Origin of the sequence: Maribacter thermophilus, assembly GCF_001020565.1 — a bacterium.
Lineage (GTDB): Bacteria > Bacteroidota > Bacteroidia > Flavobacteriales > Flavobacteriaceae > Maribacter > Maribacter thermophilus.
In genome coordinates, this window is the sequence record NZ_LDAS01000001.1 from 1,586,095 (window position 1) to 1,605,422 (window position 19,328).

Below are 19,328 nucleotides of genomic sequence, written 5' to 3' on the forward strand. Positions count from 1 at the left end.
GTAATACTCTATAAAGGGAATAAAAAATATATGTAAGTTTGGCATCTGAATCTAATGGCTCACAGATTGCCAAACCTTTACAAAAATAGGATATATAGCCTTGCAATCAAATAAACAGAACGTACTTTTCCTATTCCTACTTTTTGTTGGTATATTTTCTCTAGTAGCCCAAGAGAACAAGGTTGTACCCATTGAAGTAAAAGCGGAAAAGGACTCTATTATAGCTCCACTTTTTCCAAAACCTGTTGTAAACGACAGTGTTATGAGAGATTCTTTGGCTCAAGATTCCCTCAACCAAAAGCCTCCAATATTATTGGACAATATTAAGTACAAAGCCAAGGATTACGTTAAATTAAGTCAAAAAGAGAATAAAATATACCTGTACAACGAAGCAGAGATCTATTATCAAGACACCGAGCTAAAAGCAGGTATAATTACAATGGACTATGTTAAAAACGAGGTATACGCTGGCCGTATAAAGGATTCCCTGGGCAATTACACCCAGTTGCCATACTTTAAACAGGGATCCAATGTCGTAATTCCAGATTCCATACGATTTAATTTTGACACTCAAAAGGCTATCATCTGGAACTCTAGAACAGAACAACAGGCCGCTGCAGGACAACTAGGAAGTGATGCCATGAAAGTTTATGCCGAGATTACGAAAAAGGAGAACGACTCGGTATATTTTTTAAGCGAAGCAAAACTGACCACCTCAAAAGACACCATTAATCCCGATTATTACATTAGGGTAAGAAAGGCTAAATTTGTTCCCAAGAAAAAGGTGATTGCAGGTTTTAGCAATCTGTACATTGCCGATGTTCCCACACCTATAATCATGCCCTTTGCCTATTTTCCATTATCCGTAGGTCGGGCCGCAGGTATTTTAATGCCTTCTTTCGGTAACGATCCCGATACAGGCTATTTCTTACAGGACATGGGCTACTACCTGCCGCTGGGAGATTATGCCGACGTAACATTTACAGGTGATTTTTACACGAACGGCAGTTGGGGATTTAGAGCCACCTCGGTGTATACCAAACGATATAAGTACAGAGGAAACTTTAATATAAGGTACGAGAATCTGGTCAATAGCCAAAAGGGATTTAGTGATTATAGTCTTTCAAAAAACTATAACATTCAATTTTCACATTCGCAGGACACGAAAGCAAGTCCGAACTCAAGATTTTCTGCGTCTGTTAACTTAGGGAGTAGCGAATATTACAGAAACTCTTTACAGCAAAGAAATTTGCCCAGTACACAGAACAACACACTATCTTCCTCTATATCATACTCAAAAACGTTTCCCGAATACCCCTCGGTAAACATGAGCTTGACCGCGACACACTCACAGCTTACCTCGGCCACGGTTCTTGAATCGGACACGGATAACATTACAATGACCCTTCCTACACTACAGGCAAGTATGGAACGCATTTATCCTTTTGCAAAAAGGGACGGCATAAAGAAAGGTATAATTCAAAATATCAATTTTCAGTACGACTTAAACGCCCAAAATAGATTAACCACCAATGACGATGATTTTTTAACGGGCAAAATGTTCGATAATGCCAAAGTTGGTGCCGTACACACCATCCCCATAAACACCAACTTTAAAGTGGCAAAATTCTTTAGTGTTAGTATGGGCGGTAGTTATAAGGACGTGTGGACATTGGAGACCTACGACCAACGTTATGATAGCGAATCGGACGCTGTCGTAAGAGATACCATAAGTGGCTTTGACAGATACAACCAATACAACCTTAGCGCTAGTATAGGTACCACACTTTACGGAACTTTCAACTTTGGTGAGGACAAAAAGATACAGGCAATAAGACATGTAATGCGCCCCTCTTTAAGTTACGGATACGCTCCCTCTTTTGATCAATTTTATGATGAATATATAGATGAAGATGGTGATGTAGTACAATATAGCCGTTTTGAAGGCACCCTTAACGGAGCCCCTAGCCTAGGAAGATCCAACAGTGTAAGTTTCTCATTGGCAAATACCCTTGAAGCAAAGGTCAGGGATAAGGATTCTACAAAAATAGAACCTAAAAAGATTCCTATCTTAAGCAATCTCAACATCTCTACCTCATACAACCTAGAATCGGATTCTTTAAGATTGAGCCCCCTAAGTATAAACGGGGGAACCACGATATTGGACAACAAAATGTCCATTAACTTTTCTGCCGGATTAGACCCCTATGCGATAGATAATAACGGTACTCGGATCGACACATGGAATATTGATAACGGCGGAAGCCTTTTCCGATTAACAAGGGCAAACGCCAACATTTCCTATTCTATCAGTAGCGATATGTTCGGAAAAGACAAGGATGACAAAAAAGATCAGGAAGAAGAAGATCCATTCGACTATGTAGCCCAGAGTGGTGGCCGAACGGACGACCTATTTGGACGAGCCGATAGTTTTACAGACAACCCCGTAAGACCGCAAGACAAGGACGAAGATGTTCAAAATCCCGTATATGGCACCAAAATACCGTGGAACTTTAGACTTGCTTATTCCGCAAGTTACTTAAACAGTGCCCGACAAAACGAGTTCAGCAGCCACTCTTTAATGTTCTCGGGAGATATAGAACTATCCCCGAGATGGAAAGTGGGCGGTTCTTCGGGATATGATTTTAAAAACAAAGGTTTTACCTTGACCCAATTAAGATTTCAAAGAGATTTAAAGAGTTTTTCCATGCGTTTTAACTGGACACCTTTTGGCACATATAAAAGATGGTATTTCTTTATAGGTATAGACGCCTCTATATTGAGTGATCTAAAATGGGAAAACAGAAGTAAATCTTATTAGGAACAATAACAGCTATATTATGAAAAAGGTCATAAACACTGTAAATGCACCAGCACCGATAGGCCCATACAACCAAGCCATCTTGAGCGGAAACACCCTTTATATTTCTGGACAGATACCTATAGACCCAAAGAGCGGTGAACTTATTTCTGGTGACATTAAAAAAGAAACTCGCCAGTCCATGGAAAACCTAAAGGCTATTCTAGAAGAGGCCGATATGACATTTGAAAACGTGGTAAAGTCATCTATATTCTTGAGCGACATGAACCAATTTTCGCAAGTAAACGAAGTCTACAGCTCTTATTTTAACGAAGAAACCGCTCCTGCGAGAGAAACGGTCGAAGTGGCTAATTTGCCTAAATTCGTAAATGTGGAGATTTCTATGATCGCCGTAAAATAAGCTCTACATATTTTCTCTATGAAATTCAACAAGGCCCTCTATGGGTCTTTGTCGAATAACACCCACGATCAAATCATTTCTTTTTAATACGGTGGTTAGTTCGTCCCTTAAATAATGGGCTATACTGCCTACAAAATTAATGGGCACCTTGGTTGCCAGTTCAAACTGCATCACGTAGTTGTTTATAAACTGCTGAAAACCTTTATCTATTACACCTTTAGAATACGGGTGTTCTTTATTTTCTATCAAGAACCTTGCAAAGGTAGCGAGATACGTATTAGGATTGGGTTGCTTGTATAGATTCTCTTTTATAGTATCTGCCTCCAAATCATATTGCTGTGCAAACTTGATACCAAGATCCCCGGGCATTTTATTAAAATAATAATCCCTTATCAATTTTCGCCCAAAGTAATTTCCACTACCATCATCCATAGGTATGTACCCCAACGAAGTAACTTTTTGAAACAGTTGGTTACCATCGTAATAGCTGCAGTTAGAACCGGTACCGAGTATACATACAATACCTTGATGCCCTATTTTTGTCGTGGCATATATAGCAGCGTACGTATCTTCTCTTACATCGGCTTTGGCATTCGGAAAAAAGTCTTTAAAAATATCCTTTAAAAATTTTTTCATTCTATCGGTACCACATCCCGCACCGTAAAAAAACAGTTTTGTAACCTTGTCCCTATTTTTAGATAACTCAAAATTATTAGCCAATCTATCCTCTATTACATCTTTGGTCAAAACCTCAGGGCTCAAACCCAATGTTTGGGTCAAAAAAAGCTCATTCCCGTTTTCATCCAAGGCTATCCAATCTGATTTGGTAGCACCGCTATCCACTATTAAAATCATACACTTTCATTTAAAAAATAATCCTGAAAATAAGGAAAAATCGCCTTATAATCAGGATTAATATTATAAAACTAAATTGTTCCTTAAAGGCTGTTTACATGTTGAATAAGGTCTACCATTTTATTTGAAAAACCAGATTCGTTATCATACCAAGAAACAAGCTTAAAGAACTTGGAATTCAACTCTATACCGGCACCGGCATCAAACACACTTGTTTTGGCCTCACCAATAAAATCTTGAGAAACTACCGCTTCTTCGGTATAGCCTAAAACACCGTTCAACTCTCCTTCGGAAGCAGCTTTAAAAGCCTTTTTAATTTCTTCGTAAGAAGTCTCCTTTTCTAAACGAACGGTAAGATCTACCACAGAAACATCCGCCGTAGGAACCCTGAACGCCATTCCTGTCAATTTCCCCTTTAGGGCAGGAATAACTTTGGTTACGGCAACTGCTGCACCAGTAGATGCTGGTATAATGTTCAACATAGCACTTCTACCACCTCTCCAATCTTTTTTAGATGGTCCGTCAACGGTCATTTGAGTAGCCGTTGTAGCGTGTACCGTAGTCATCAACGCTTCTTCGATACCAAAGGCATCGTTCAACACTTTGGCCATTGGAGCAAGACAGTTAGTTGTACAAGACGCATTTGAAACAATGGTATCAGAAGCCTTAACCTCTTTGTGATTAACCCCCATCACAAACATTGGAGCATCTTTCGAAGGAGCTGAAATAACTACTTTTTTTGCTCCACCGTCTATATGGTACTGGGCCGTTTCAAGTGTAGTAAAAATACCGGTACATTCTGCAACAATAGTTGCGCCTACCTCATCCCATTTACAGTTCTTAGGGTCTCTTTCTGCAGTAATTCTAACAGTTTTTCCGTTAACGATCAAATTGCCATCCTTAACATCTACGGTGCCATCGAAATGTCCGTGAACAGAATCGTATTTTAACAAGTAAGCTAAATGCTCAACATCCAACAAATCGTTGATTGCCACTACATCTACATCTCCGCGTTTGATCGTTGTTCTAAACACCAATCTACCTATTCTACCAAAACCGTTTATTCCTATTTTTAAATTTGACATCTTCTATTGTTTTTAATCGATTAAAAATTATGTAGTCATTATTTCAGAAACCCTTATTAGTTCCTTATCTATTTTTGTATGCCCCTTTATAGCCTTATTTATTGGCGTCAGGGTTATTTTATTGTCCTGAATACCTACCATAAGGTTTGTTTTACCTTCCAACAGGGCTTCAACCGCCCTAACTCCCATTCTACTGGCAAGTACACGGTCATAGCAAGACGGAGCCCCTCCTCGTTGCATATGTCCCAATACAGAGACACGAACATCATAAATTGGTAAATGTTCTTCTACATATTCTTTTAATTCGAATACGTTTTTACCAGATTTATCACCTTCTGCCACTATAACGATGCTCGAGGATTTTCCAGACTCCTTACTTCTCTTCAAGGATTCCAATAGGCGATCGAGCCCTAAATTTTCTTCCGGTATCAGAATTTCTTCTGCTCCTGCACCTACACCGGCGTTCAAGGCAATATGTCCAACATCCCTACCCATTACTTCCACAAAGAAAAGCCTGTTATGGGAGCTGGCCGTATCCCTGATCTTATCTATACAATCTACTACCGTATTTAGTGCCGTATCAAAGCCAAGTGTAAAACTGGTACCAAAAATATCATTATCGATAGTACCGGGTATCCCCATAATAGGGAAACTAAATTCTTGATTAAAAATCATAGCACCCGTAAAACTACCATCACCCCCAATAACCACAAAGGCATCTATACCTGCCGACACCAGTTGGTCATAAGCTTTTTTCCTGCCTTCGGGAGTTCTAAACTCGGTACATCTCGCTGATTTCAGGATAGTACCTCCTTTATTGATAATGTTATTTACACTTCTTGCGTCCATAGGTTTGAAATCTCCTTCTATCATTCCTTGATACCCCCTATAGACACCTACACACTCAACTTTCATGTAGGCACATGTTCTCACGACCGATCTTATGGCCGCATTCATACCTGGAGAATCGCCCCCAGATGTGAGTACTGCTATTTTTTTAATTTTTGATGACATGTGAAAATTTAAGCCAACGAAATTACTAAAACTTCTGCCAATAAAGAAATGGCTTGCCCATGCATTTTACTACAATCCCCGAAAAAAAAGACACCACTGTTACATATTAACCAAAAAATAACGCAAACCTGTAATTTATTAACATTTTCAAATGTTCTAACAGTAAAAAAATTAGAAAGATTTTGGTTTGGAATAAAAATTTAGCAAGCTATCTTTTCCCATAACATTATCAGGTTGGGGAGTTATTTGGGGAGTAGGTTTGCTCACCGATTGTGACTTTGACGAATCTTCTTTCTTTAAAATTTTCCTGAACAGCTCTTTAAAGGTATCAAAATCCACCTCGTATGATAATCCCGCTCCTTGTGTAGATCCTTGCTGATCGGGAAGAATGGCCTCTATTTCGCTCTGCCTACTAAAAAATTGAGCACTTAGACTACCTTCTTCATTTAAAAGCAACTGTATTTCAAAATCGCCAGCTACCAATGTTTCACTTGCCCCCCCCACAGGAACCCCTACTTGACCGTTGAACAATACCCTATCGGATATTTGTGTAGATACGGTTACACCTATTCGGTCATCTGTCTCCAAATCCGTACTCTGAATACCTTGTTCATACGAAAGTCCAAAATTTAATTTATCGTTGCTTCCTCCTAAAATAGAATTCAATATTCCAGAAGCGCTCTGTACCAAATTACCTGTAATTGCCTGCTGGTTTATTCCACTTTGATCGCTTACAAAAGAACCTTGTGCCAATAAAAATATGGCATTTTTCTCGGCCACCGTTGGATCTTGCAACCTATACTCCAACTCTGATTGTACAATTGAGTTGGTTCCAGGAAAATCGATACCAAACTCAATATCAGGGTTCTCCAATTCTCCTGTTAGCCGTATTATAACATCTGTCGATATTCTACTTGTATAGCTATCGTCGTCTAACAATGGGGCCGGATTCGCCGTTAAAGAATATACCGCTTCCATATTTAACTGGGCCTGCAATGGCTTTTGATCCCAATTTATGGTGCCTCCAGGTTCCACTTTAAAAGTTTTGTCTATCAACCCACCGAATTTATAATGAAATTGCCCTGTAACCACAACAAAATCCCCATACATCTCAAACTTTCCATTGGTGTTTATCTGAATTAAAAGAATACCCTCTCCGGTTCCTTTTAAAGAACTGCCCGTTTTGGTATCGGTAACTATCTCTACTTCGGCATCGGGTGTTACATCAAGGTTAAATTCCAATTCCAGCCCCTGATAGTCTTTCAACTCCCTTTGTTCATCAATGACCCCAAGATCGTTCTTTTCAATGAAATTTATAAAAGAGTAATCCCCCACTGTAGCAACATCGCTCAATGGTATTTTTAAAGATGTCCCTTTCGCCGTCTCACCATCTACGGTAATATTCAATGCCGTTGTCGGTCCATAGATACGGCCCGTACCGTTCAAATAACCGGTTCCATAATACAGGTCGCCTTCTTTAAACTCTGTATTCAATATCAAAAATCGATTGTCATTGGTATCAACGTTCAAGTTAAGTACCCAGTTATCGAAATAGCTATGAGTAATGGTGCCATCTAGATTTGCCTTTGTCTTCATAGCCACATCGGTAAGGCCAATATTTTCAAAATCGAAGGTCTGTTTATCCAAGCGCACCCTAGATCTAGGGGCAAAGGCATAATCCACATTTAAATAGGGTATGGCAATACCGGCATTGTCCAAGGTAATAAGACCATCAAAATTAGGATTGTCCACGTCTCCCGTAATACTTACGCGACCGTCCATATCCCCTCTAATATTATCAATGACACCATCCCCTAAAGGACTAAAAGGTTCCAAATTAAAATTATTGAAATTAGCCACCAAGTTCGCCGTAGGCACATCTGCCTTATTGTTTATTTTACCTACCACCCCAAATTTCTCAGTTCCATTTTCGCTGAGTTGCGAATTAACCTGAAACTCGGTAAGATCCCTATTTCCCACAATACTGATCGCCAAGTCGCCCAAGGGTATGTCGTTTATTCCGAACTGTTCTATGTTCAAATTCGAGGATGGTAAATAAATACCATCTTTTTGAAGAATATTTAAACTACCGTTTACCTCTCCCTGAAGCTTAAGACTATCGATTACCGGGGTAATCTTATTCAAGGAAACTATTTTAAATTGAAGCTGAAGATCTTTATAAGTAGAATCGGCCAATTGCCCTTTTAAACGAATTTGCTCGCGTTCTTCGTTGTTCATTACAATTTCTTGAATTGTAATGCTGTCCAAAGACCTATTTAATATCACTTTATTTTTAGTATCGCCTTCCTTGTTCAGTATCCATTTATTGCCTTTAAAGCTTACATCAGAGGTCTTTAGACCTATTACAGATTTGTTTTCTTTATTAAAGGTGTGATAAAAGTTTAAGTTATAACTATCGTTAAACTCACTACCCCCTTTAAACTCTGACCTAAAGAACAGAGTGTCCTTCAACGTAGTGTTGATCAAGCTAAAATCTTTAACGTCATAATATCTGGTCTTTAAATCGCTTACCGATACATAGGTATTAAAAAGAGGGTTCTTGTTATCTATCTTCAACTCTATATTGTCTGCCTCATTACCGTAAGCCTCAATACTAGGAGATTTAAAATTTAGTTTAAAGTCCCCTTCATCAGAAACAATTTTCCCTCTAATAAAAGTGTTGGGATCGAACCTCACCTCGGGGAAAAAGACATCTACGATCTTGTTATATATCTTAAAGTTAAAATCGATGTTCTGCCCTTCGGAGATTTCATACGGTCGGTAATTGGTATAAATACTTCCGACAGAGTTCTGGACCAATTTCCCCAGTTCCTTTACTTTAAAATTACCTTTCATATACCCCGTGATAATATCAGGGGAATTTATATTTATGGTTCTGACAGAATCATTCTCAAACGAGGATGTTACTTTGAAATCATCAAAATAATAGGTGTCGTTCACATTCTGAAAATTGGTTTTCGAAAAACTGACGTCCCCTACTATATTATCTAATGTAGTACCGTTTATATTCATGCTTACATCACCCTTGAAGATGGAGATGCTATCGTTTATAAAGTTTAGTTTTTTAAGATCGGCATAGGCCACGGATGCTTTAAAATTAAAGTTGTTGCTTTCTTCCTCGAAATCTGCCAATCCCTTAAAGTTAAATTTAATGTTCTCGTCATTACTGGTAAGGGAACCATCGAACAACTGTTCTTTTAATATTCCGGAAACGCTCAGATCTTGATATTTATAATTATTAAAATCTATGGAATAAATCTTACCTATTACCTCTGTATTTAAATGTTCGGTAACAAACCCCTTTCCTTCCACATTAAAATCCAATGTTGTTTTCCCTAGGCTTTTACTGTTGACAAAATCCCCTAAATCAAAATCTATCAACGACACAAACCCTTTATACGTTGCCGCATCTATATTATTAAAATCGGTTATGACAACATCTGAATAACTGCTACCTATAGCAGTGTTCAAGTTTACCTTTGCATCTATCGAAGAATCTGTTACCAAGGCATTTCCGCGTATGGTAAATTGCCCCAGCTTACTAAGCGTAGAAGGCAGTGAATTTCCTATTAAGTTAGGCAACAAAGCATTAAGCTGATAATAACTACTTGTCACGTTTTTCATCTGGGCATCCAAGATGAACGACTTCTGTTTATTAAAAAGATTTTTAAAATTAAAATCGCCCCTTACCCCGGTGTTATCGGAAATCAAAAACAAGTTGTCAACGTTGAGATCATTTAATACCCCATTAAAATTGGCGGTTATCATCGCCTGTTTCCCTTTTCCAAATTCATTATAGATCATGTTTATATCATCGAAGGAAACCGTAGATTCCTCAAAATCGGCAACCACGTTCACCTTATCCACGAAATCTTTAAAATCTTCCCTATTGTAGTTAAAGACAAGGTTGCCATCTAGATTGGACTTGGCCGTTTTTATCTGAAGCGAATCAAATCGCATTTGTTGTTTGGTATACTTAAAATCGGTACTCATATCCTGAACCTGTATACCTCTTTTGCTCAAAAAAGACATTCGGCCAATATCGGCAGTAACTTCTGGCCCTAAGATCTGAAAATCATCGGCTTCAATATTCAGCCCCTTAAAGTCCAATACTTTCTGGTTTTCCAGGTTCTCGTCTATATATTGAAACCTACTGTTGTTGATATCGACGAAAGAGGACGAAAAGAAAAACGGAGGAGTACCGGGATCCCTGGGTTGGCCATCATCCAACTTATCAACGAACACATTGATATTGGTGGTCTGCTCCCCGTAATAATTCTTTAATTTAAAATGTAACGAATCAATATCGATGTCACCAAACTCTAGACGTCCCTGTGCCAAATTACCTATGCTTAGAATTGATGTTTTTAGCTCGTTTATGTAAAAAAGTGTATCCTTTTTATAATCTTCGACATACACCCCTTTTAGAGAGGTATCCCACGAAATTAAAGACACCCTGAGCCTGTCCACATTAATGTTGGTACCAAACTCCTTATTTATAGAATCTGTGGCGTATTTGGCCAAAGCGGTCTGCACTATAGGCAATGAAAGCACAATAGTTCCTAAAACACAAGTCAACAACAGAACCAATATAGTTCTAACCAGTATTTTCCTTAGTTTTTTGATAGCGCTTTTATGTTTTACCTTTGTGTTTCAATTTTTGTTCCAAACATGACGGAAAAAGAAAATATTTATATTCTTGCCATAGAATCTTCTTGTGACGACACCTCGGTGGCCGTTCTACAAAATGATACTGTGCTGAGCAATGTGGTCGCATCCCAAAAAATTCACAAAGAATATGGCGGGGTCGTACCTGAGCTTGCTTCACGTGCACACCAACAAAATATTGTTCCTGTAACGAATCAAGCTTTAGCTAGGGCAAATATCGATAAAAAACAATTATCCGCCATAGCATTTACAAGAGGACCTGGACTCATGGGTTCTTTATTGGTAGGCACTTCATTTGCCAAGTCTTTGTCCCTGGCCCTGAACATACCCTTAATTGAGGTTAACCATATGCAGGCCCACATTTTGGCCCACTTCATAAAAGATGAAAGCATGGCCATGCCCACCTTTCCTTTTTTGGCACTGACCATCAGTGGGGGGCACACCCAAATCGTGGAGGTAAACGACTATTTTGACATGAGAATAATTGGCCAGACCTTGGACGATGCCGTTGGGGAAGCTTTTGATAAAAGTGCCAAAATTTTAGGTCTTCCCTACCCGGGCGGACCATTGATCGACAAACATGCCCTTAATGGAGATCCGACACGATTCGAATTTCCCAAACCAAAAGTAAAAGACCTTGATTTTAGCTTTAGTGGGTTAAAGACAAGCATCCTTTATTTTATACAAAAACAAACTGCTAAGCATCCAGATTTTATAAACGAAAACCTGGAAGATATATGCGCCTCCATACAAGCTACCATTATAAATATATTAATGGACAAACTTAAAAAGGCCGTTAAGCAAACGGGAATAAAAAATATTGCTATCGGTGGTGGGGTATCAGCCAATTCCGGTATAAGATCCGCACTAAAAGAAGCCGAAAATAAATTTGGGTGGACAACCTACATACCTAAATTCGAATTTTGTACCGATAATGCCGGTATGATAGGCATAGTCGGATACCACAAGTACAAAAGTGGACAGTTTACCGACCAAGGCATTACTGCAAAAGCCCGATACAGTTTGACTTCTTAACTCCTAATTATGCAACTATTCTATAACGCCGAGCTTACCGGGAACACCTCTCTATTTTCATTTGATTCTGCCGAGAGCAAGCATATTGTTAAGGTGCTTAGAAGAAAAATAAATGATGAGTTATTGATCACCAACGGGAAAGGTTTAATGCTCAGTGCCAAAATCATCGACGACAATCCGAAAAAATGTTCGGTAGAGGTTACCGGGATAAAAAAAGTACATCCACAAAAACATTGGCTGCATATGGTGGTGGCACCTACCAAAATGAACGATCGTTTTGAGTGGTTTCTGGAAAAAGCCACCGAAATTGGTGTAAATGAAATAACCCCGGTTATTTGCCAACGATCAGAACGAAAAACCATTAAATTGGAGCGGTACAACAAAGTAATTCTGTCGGCAATGAAACAATCTTTTCAGGCATACCTACCCAAATTGAACGATTTAATACCTTTGGACGAATTTCTCGAAAAACCTGCAGAAGGTAGTCTATTCATAGCCCATTGCGAGAATATGGAAAAATACGAACTCAAAAGAAGCGTTATACCCGACAGCCCCACGACTATACTCATAGGGCCAGAAGGGGATTTTTCTACCGCAGAAATAAAGAAAGCAATATCAAAAGGATATATGCCCGTCTCTATGGGCAAAAATAGGTTACGCACAGAAACGGCGGCCATTGTAGCCTGTACCACCGTGGCCATGATAAATAATGGCTAAACAATACAACCCAATAGTTTTTAAAATATACGGACATATTGTTCGATAATAAGCACTAAAAACAAGAAATATATAACAATACAAATGGTTGGGGCTATTTCGCGATCAATATTATGTAAATTTGATAATGAAATGCACCTTATAAAATGAAGCAATTTACACCAATACTAATCTTATTGTTTTTATTCTCCCTAAAGGCGAACTCTCAAGAAATTGCTATTTTAAAATACCAAGGTGGGGGCGATTGGTATTCTAATCCCACTGCACTACCCAATCTGATCAACTTTTGTAATTCGAATATAGGTACCCGGTTAAATTCTAAACCAGAAACGGTGGAGGTAGGAAGCAATGCCATATTCCAATACCCATTTATTCACATGACCGGACATGGAAATGTTGTTTTTTCACCAGAAGAAATGGAAAACTTAAGAAACTATCTGTTATCTGGAGGGTTCTTGCATATAGATGACAACTATGGAATGAAACAATATATAGAAAAGCAACTGGAAACATTATTCCCTAATAATGGATTAGAGGAAATTGGAACGGACCATCCTATTTTCTCTCAAGAATATAACTTCCCCCAAGGATTGCCTAAAATTCACGAACATGACGGAAAAAGACCTCAAGCTTTTGGTATTTTTCAAGACAATAGGCTAGTTTTATTGTTTACCGTAGAATCTGACCTAGGAGATGGATGGGAAGATCCGGCCGTTCACAACGACCCAGAAGAGATAAGGGCCAAAGCCCTAAAAATGGGAGCTAATATTATTTCTTATGTTTTTAAAAACTAAATATGACCTCTAAAACCATTTCCAACGGAATTCTAAGAGCCCTGGGGATTATAGCGGCTATTGTCATTACCTTATATTTTCTATACACAATACGTTCGGTATTGGCTTATTTGGCAGCTGCGGCCATTGTCGCCTTAATAGGAAGACCCATTGTTCTTTTTTTAAGAGGAAAATTTAATTTCCCAAATGTTCTAGCTGTGGTAGTGACCATGATTTTAATGATAGGTATCCTAATAGGCATTTTTGCATTGTTTATACCCTTATTGACCGAACAGAGCAAAAACCTTTCTTTATTGAATATTGAAGAACTGCAAGAAAGCTTAAATACCCTTTATCATACCGTTACGGATTACTTTGGGTTATCATCACATGTGGTAGAGGATGTAATCGAAGACAATGAAATAGAGAAAAATATCCTTCAAGGAATGGATGTTGGTTTCATACCCGATTTTCTAAATTCCCTTTTGAACTTCCTCAGCTCAGCCAGTATGGGACTTTTCTCTATACTTTTTATTTCATTTTTCTTTCTAAAGGATAGCAAACTATTTCAAAAAGGCCTACTTACCTTTATTCCGAAAACCAAGGAGCAGGGCACTATTAATTCAATTAACAAAATCAACAATTTACTATCCCGCTACTTTGTTGGACTACTTCTTCAGATATTTATTCTATTTATTATATATACCATAGTTCTCTTGATTGTGGGTATAGAGAACGCCGTTGTTATAGCGTTTTTATGCGCCCTGTTCAATATCATACCATATATAGGCCCCATTATTGGAGGGGTATTAATGGTAATACTTACAATGAGCAGTAATCTTGGTGCCGATTTTAGTTCGGTTATTCTGCCCAAAACAGGTTACGTATTAATTGGTCTTGCCATTGGCCAGTTGGTCGATAATTTCTTCTCACAGCCATTTATATTTTCGAATAGCGTAAAGTCTCATCCTTTAGAGATTTTTCTTGTCATCATAATAGCCGGTCTCTTATTTGGTGTAGTGGGTATGATAGTAGCCGTACCTAGCTATACTGCTATAAAAGTCATATTGAAAGAATTTTTGGCCGATAACAAGATAGTAAAGTCATTGACCGAAAACCTGTGAGACTGTAATGAACCAAAATCTTTTAAAAAAAGAGGCTCAAGAGTTTATAAGCAACAACCTAAATACCGACGTACATGGTATACTTTTAAAAAATATTTCGTTTGCCAATATAACCGCCAAAGAGCTTGTTGAACAAATAGAATCAAAAAGCAGGGCAAAGAACAAATTGCCGACATGGTTTTCTACCCATAATATATACTACCCTAATAAGCTTAACTTGTCACAGACCTCTTCAGAGGCCACCGCCAATTACAAAGCAGCAATAATCAATGGAAAAACATTGGTAGACCTAACAGGGGGGTTCGGGGTAGATGCTTTTGCATTTGCCAAAAGAACCAAAAAGGTGATTCATATAGAAAAAAACAGCACACTTTCTTCCATTGCCGGCCACAATTTTAAAGTTTTGGAACAAAACAATATTGTACCCATAAATGAAGACGGGGTCCACTTTATACAAAAAACCACAGATACTTTCGATTGGATCTATGTAGACCCGTCTCGAAGGGACAAAAACAACAAAAAAGTATTTTTTTTAGAAGATTGCGAACCAAATGTAATAGAACACCTAGATCTTTTTTTTTCCAAATCGCCAAACATCTTGATAAAAACAGGCCCACTTTTAGATATTAAGGCCGGCTTAAAGCAACTGGACCATGTTACAGAAGTTCATATAGTCGCTTCGGAAAATGAAGTAAAGGAAGTGCTTTGGGTTTTAAAAAAGGAAAGGTCCGAAAACACGGTCATTAAAACAATCAATCTTAAAAAAAGCAGGCACGATAAATTTCAGTTCAACCTAAAAGAAGAGCTCGGTTCCGTCGCAGTATATTCAGCCCCCCTCACCTATTTATACGAACCCAATGCCGCCATTATGAAGTCTGGCGGTTTTCAAGTCATAGCAAAGGCATATGGGATCAACAAGCTAAATCCACATTCACATCTATATACTTCTAATGAACTAAAAGAATTTCCCGGCCGAAGATTTTTGATAGATACCGTTCTCAAATACAACAGGAAAGAAATTAAATCCTTAGGCATTGCAAAAGCCAATATCACTTCCAGAAACTTTCCTGACTCCGTAGAAGGTATACGCAAAAAATTGAAATTAAAGGAAGGTGGCGACAACTACCTTTTCTTCACTAAAGACCACACGGACAAACCTATTGTAATATCCTGCAAAAAAGTGTTCTAAAACACTACAGTAATGGAACTACAAAATAGTGCACAAAACAATCATTAACAAGAAATAACCTACCAACAAATTCTTAAATTAAAATGCCGTAAAATAGACCACATACCGATAAAATTAACACATTAGCTTGCCAAGTTGTTAAAATTACAAATTATCAAATTAATAATTTAGACCCCTATATTTTTTTCACAACCACTATATATTCAGTCTTTTATGGTATTTACGCAATTTTAAAGACTCATTTTTAACACTTGCTTTTTAGAAATATTGAATTTATCCTCCATCATTTTTCATAATATTTTGTTATTATTACGGTTAATTTTGGTTTTTTCAAGTCTGTTTACCCTAAAGAATTGTTGAAGGCCAGAATTATGAAATTAATTTAAACTAACAAACAACAAAGGATTATGAATCTAAAAAATGATTTCAAATCGGTGAAATCCAAAAGAAAGTCTTCTTTCTTCAGATTGGGGTTTTTATCGATGATCATTTGCTTAGGAGCACAAGCGGCTTTAGCAAATGACAAGACCGATACCTCAAAAGAAGTAGAGGTCGAAGCTATTCAGTCTACGGTTACCGGTACAATTACTGACGAAATGGGTCAAGTACTACCCGGAACCACGATAATCGAAAAAGGTACTACAAACGGTACCCAAAGTGATTTTGATGGTAACTACACCTTAAACGTAGCAGAAGGTGCTGTACTTGTATTTAGTTATGTAGGTTTTAAAACCCAAGAAGTTGCGGTAAACGGTCAATCTACCATTAACATTACCATGGTAGAAGATGCAGCCGCATTGGATGAAGTAGTTGTAACTGGTTATTCTACTCAAACCAGAGGGGACCTAACAGGTTCTGTAGGTAGTGTAGATGTCTCCGAAGCTACAAAAACGCCGATGGTAAATGCTGCCGAAGCATTACAAGGTAGGGTTTCGGGTGTTACCATTACCAACAACGGACAACCAGGAGCTACACCTGTTGTTAGAATTAGGGGTTATGGTACAGGTAACAGTAACGACCCTCTATATATTATTGATGGGGTACAAACGGACGACCCTAGTATCTTGAACTCTTTGAACCCTGCGGACATTGATCAGATGAACGTGTTAAAAGATGGAGCTGCCGCCATTTATGGTGCGAGAGCTTCTAATGGGGTTGTGATCGTTACCACGAAAAGTGGTGGTTACAACATGGATACCGCTCGTGTTTCCGTTGATATGTACACTGGTTTCTCCAAAGCTACCAATTTGCCAGAATTATTGGATACCGAACAACACGGACAAATGATATGGCAAAGTATCTTAAACGATGGTGGTACACCTTCACATGCTCAATACGGAAGTGGACCAGAGCCTGTTGTACCAACAACGTTACAGAGAACCCCAGAGGGTATTACCGCCACGGTAAAACCAAACGGAGGAACAGATTGGTTGGATGAAATATACAGAACGGCCATTACACAAAATGCCTCTATCACTTTAGAGAACGGTAATGAAAAGTCTAAATTCTTGTTTTCTGCCGGTTATTTAAACCGTCAAGGTATTCAAATCGCGACAGGTTTCAAAAGAGGTTCTGTAAGATTAAACTCAGAATTTAAGATCGGTGACCGAATCAAGATCGGAGAGCATACCAACATCTCTTTTGACAGAAGAAGTGGTGGACAATCTTGGTACAACTTTGCTACAAGAATGTCTCCTCTAGTTCCTGTTTATGATGACAATGGCAATTATGCAGGTAACTATAGTAACGACACAGGACTATCGAACCCTAACAACCCAGTAGCCGAAGCTAACAGACAAGCGGATGATTTCCAAAAAACATTTAGGGTATTTGGTGATATCTATGCTACGGTAGATATATTGGACGGATTACAATTTAAAACTTCGATTGGTGGTTCTATTAGAGCCTACAACGACAGACGTTTTAGAGCTTTGATTCCTGAGTCTTCTGAACCAATTTCGACCAATACGCTTACAGAAGCGGACCAAGACACTTACGAGTGGGTATGGAACAACACCTTAAGTTACAACAAATCTTTTGGTGATCATGGCATTAATGCCTTGGTTGGTATAGAAGCTTTAAAAGTAACAGGAAAAGGCAAGGAAATTTCAAGAACCGATTACTTCTTCGAAACTCCCGAATATTACCTATTAAGTAATGGTGGTGGTGCAGCGAACGTTGCATATGCTTATGACAATGCTTCTTCTTTATTCTCTGTATTCGGAACTGTTAATTACAATTACGCAGGCAAATATTTATTGACGGCTACAGTTCGTCAAGACGAATCGTCAAGATTCATAGGAGATAACAAAAGTGATATTTTTCCTTCTTTCAGTGCTGGTTGGGTAGTCAGTAATGAAGACTTTTGGCCAGAAGATTCTTTTGTAAATCGTTTTAAGCTTAAAGGTTCTTGGGGACAATTAGGAAACCAAACACTTCCTGTGAACAACCCAACTACCAATATATCTATATTAAGTGAACAATATGCCAACTACGGCTTTAACGGTAGTGGTGCGGTATCTCAAGGAGCTATTTTATCGGCTGCCGGTAACCCTGATCTAAAATGGGAGACCAGTGAAACCACCAACTTTGGTATAGAACTTGGTTTCTTTGACGGTAAACTTAATCTTGGTGCAGAATACTTTATCATTAAGACCAAAGATTTGATCAACCAAGATGAAAGTTTGTTCAGTTCTACTTCAATAGATTCTGCTCCTCCTTATGTGAACCTTGGTTCAATTGAAAATAAAGGTATTGATGCCACGCTTAGCTTTGCCGATCAAACCGATTCTGGTTTCAGTTATGGAATCGATGTTAATTTCTCTAGTTACAAAAATGAGGTTACAGATTTGATCAGTGCCTTCCAATCAGGATATGGTGGTTTTAGAACTACCGGTACGGTTACAAGAACCCAGGTAGGTCAGCCTCTATCTTCTTTCTACGGTAGAGTAGTTGAAGGTATCTTCGCTTCTGAAGCTGAAGTTAGCGCTAGTGCCGATCAAGGTTTTGCAACTGCTGCAGACGGCGTTGGTAGATTTAAGTATGCCGATTTAAATGATGACGGTGTAATCAATGATGACGACAGAACCTTTATTGGTTCTCCACACCCAGATTTCACATACGGGGTAAACCTAACAATGGCATACAAAGGTTTTGACATGTCTGCCTTCTTCCAAGGTTCTCAAGGCAATGAAATCTTTAACAACGATAAAGTATACACCGATTTTCCAACGTTTTTTAATGCAAACAGAAGTGTGAGAGTATTGGATTCTTGGACTCCCGACAATCTTGATGCCTCTTTACCGGCACTAAGCCAGAGTATTACCAACAATGAAGGTACCGCAAATTCATTTTTTGTTGAGGATGGTTCTTACATGCGTTTGAAAAACTTACAGATCGGTTACACATTTAATGATGAAATTTCTGGTTTACTCGGAATGGATAGTGTTAGGTTCTACCTTCAAGGTACCAACTTATTTACTATTACAGGGTACGATGGTGTAGACCCAGAACTACAACCTAGATACAATGACAATGGATCTGTCGACAACCTTACTATAGGTGTATCCGACAACAATTATCCATTGGCCTCGATTTATTCATTAGGTGTTAATTTAAAATTTTAA

The 19,328-nt window shown here is 38.4% G+C and carries 12 protein-coding genes; 8 read left to right on the forward strand and 4 right to left on the reverse strand.

The genetic code is table 11. The features are described 5' to 3' along the window. Window positions 1-100 precede the first annotated feature (100 nt). Window positions 101-2,821, forward strand: coding sequence for a putative LPS assembly protein LptD (locus AB657_RS06830; RefSeq protein WP_047245807.1), 2,721 nt, complete (start codon window positions 101-103; stop codon window positions 2,819-2,821). Window positions 2,822-2,840: 19 nt separating this feature from the next. After that, window positions 2,841-3,221: a RidA family protein gene (locus AB657_RS06835; protein ID WP_047245808.1), complete on the forward strand. Its 381-nt coding sequence runs from the start codon at window positions 2,841-2,843 to the stop codon at window positions 3,219-3,221. A 3-nt stretch (window positions 3,222-3,224) separates the two neighbouring features. Here AB657_RS06835 and AB657_RS06840 read toward each other — a convergent pair whose 3' ends face one another. The 4 genes from AB657_RS06840 to AB657_RS06855 all read right to left on the reverse strand — a co-directional run bounded on the left by AB657_RS06840 (window position 3,225) and on the right by AB657_RS06855 (window position 10,780). Then, window positions 3,225-4,076, reverse strand: coding sequence for an N-acetylglucosamine kinase (locus tag AB657_RS06840; protein ID WP_047245809.1), 852 nt, complete (start codon window positions 4,074-4,076; stop codon window positions 3,225-3,227). A gap of 83 nt (window positions 4,077-4,159) precedes the next feature. Continuing rightward, window positions 4,160-5,161 carry a type I glyceraldehyde-3-phosphate dehydrogenase gene (gene gap / locus AB657_RS06845; RefSeq protein WP_047245810.1) on the reverse strand — a complete coding sequence of 334 codons (1,002 nt, stop codon included), beginning with the start codon at window positions 5,159-5,161 and terminating at the stop codon, window positions 4,160-4,162. 27 nt (window positions 5,162-5,188) lie between these two features. Beyond that, the gene (pfkA, locus tag AB657_RS06850) at window positions 5,189-6,175 is read right to left on the reverse strand and encodes a 6-phosphofructokinase (RefSeq protein ID WP_047245811.1); all 987 of its coding nucleotides are present in this window, start codon (window positions 6,173-6,175) and stop codon (window positions 5,189-5,191) included. Between the two features lie 171 nt (window positions 6,176-6,346). Beyond that, entirely contained in the window at window positions 6,347-10,780 is a 4,434-nt protein-coding gene (locus AB657_RS06855) for a translocation/assembly module TamB domain-containing protein (protein ID WP_052958757.1), read from the reverse strand. Between the two features lie 87 nt (window positions 10,781-10,867). Between AB657_RS06855 and tsaD the strand changes: the two genes are divergently transcribed. From tsaD to AB657_RS06885, 6 genes are all read left to right on the forward strand, one after another. Then, window positions 10,868-11,899 (forward strand): tRNA (adenosine(37)-N6)-threonylcarbamoyltransferase complex transferase subunit TsaD, encoded by a 1,032-nt coding sequence (gene tsaD, locus AB657_RS06860; protein ID WP_047245813.1) that lies wholly within the window; start codon window positions 10,868-10,870, stop codon window positions 11,897-11,899. A gap of 9 nt (window positions 11,900-11,908) precedes the next feature. Further along, window positions 11,909-12,616 carry a 16S rRNA (uracil(1498)-N(3))-methyltransferase gene (locus AB657_RS06865; protein WP_047245814.1) on the forward strand — a complete coding sequence of 236 codons (708 nt, stop codon included), beginning with the start codon at window positions 11,909-11,911 and terminating at the stop codon, window positions 12,614-12,616. Between the two features lie 146 nt (window positions 12,617-12,762). After that, window positions 12,763-13,410, forward strand: coding sequence for a DUF4159 domain-containing protein (locus AB657_RS06870; protein ID WP_047245815.1), 648 nt, complete (start codon window positions 12,763-12,765; stop codon window positions 13,408-13,410). A gap of 2 nt (window positions 13,411-13,412) precedes the next feature. Further along, complete coding sequence (locus AB657_RS06875) at window positions 13,413-14,513, forward strand: AI-2E family transporter (protein ID WP_047245816.1); 1,101 nt, start codon at window positions 13,413-13,415, stop codon at window positions 14,511-14,513. A gap of 7 nt (window positions 14,514-14,520) precedes the next feature. Continuing rightward, complete coding sequence (locus AB657_RS06880; protein ID WP_047245817.1) at window positions 14,521-15,702, forward strand: class I SAM-dependent methyltransferase; 1,182 nt, start codon at window positions 14,521-14,523, stop codon at window positions 15,700-15,702. Window positions 15,703-16,109: 407 nt separating this feature from the next. Further along, on the forward strand, window positions 16,110-19,328 hold the full coding sequence (locus AB657_RS06885; protein ID WP_047245818.1) for a SusC/RagA family TonB-linked outer membrane protein: 3,219 nt from the start codon (window positions 16,110-16,112) through the stop codon (window positions 19,326-19,328).

Excerpts from the sequence above, each read along its gene's own strand:
- AB657_RS06880 (WP_047245817.1), top strand. The coding sequence starts at position 14,521 with ATGAACCAAAATCTTTTAAAAAAAGAGGCTCAAGAGTTTATAAGCAAC.
- pfkA (WP_047245811.1), bottom strand. The coding sequence starts at position 6,175 with ATGTCATCAAAAATTAAAAAAATAGCAGTACTCACATCTGGGGGCGAT.
- AB657_RS06840 (WP_047245809.1), bottom strand. The coding sequence starts at position 4,076 with ATGATTTTAATAGTGGATAGCGGTGCTACCAAATCAGATTGGATAGCC.
- AB657_RS06835 (WP_047245808.1), top strand. The coding sequence starts at position 2,841 with ATGAAAAAGGTCATAAACACTGTAAATGCACCAGCACCGATAGGCCCA.
- AB657_RS06865 (WP_047245814.1), top strand. The coding sequence starts at position 11,909 with ATGCAACTATTCTATAACGCCGAGCTTACCGGGAACACCTCTCTATTT.
- tsaD (WP_047245813.1), top strand. The coding sequence starts at position 10,868 with ATGACGGAAAAAGAAAATATTTATATTCTTGCCATAGAATCTTCTTGT.
- AB657_RS06875 (WP_047245816.1), top strand. The coding sequence starts at position 13,413 with ATGACCTCTAAAACCATTTCCAACGGAATTCTAAGAGCCCTGGGGATT.
- gap (WP_047245810.1), bottom strand. The coding sequence starts at position 5,161 with ATGTCAAATTTAAAAATAGGAATAAACGGTTTTGGTAGAATAGGTAGA.
- AB657_RS06870 (WP_047245815.1), top strand. The coding sequence starts at position 12,763 with ATGAAGCAATTTACACCAATACTAATCTTATTGTTTTTATTCTCCCTA.
- AB657_RS06885 (WP_047245818.1), top strand. The coding sequence starts at position 16,110 with ATGAATCTAAAAAATGATTTCAAATCGGTGAAATCCAAAAGAAAGTCT.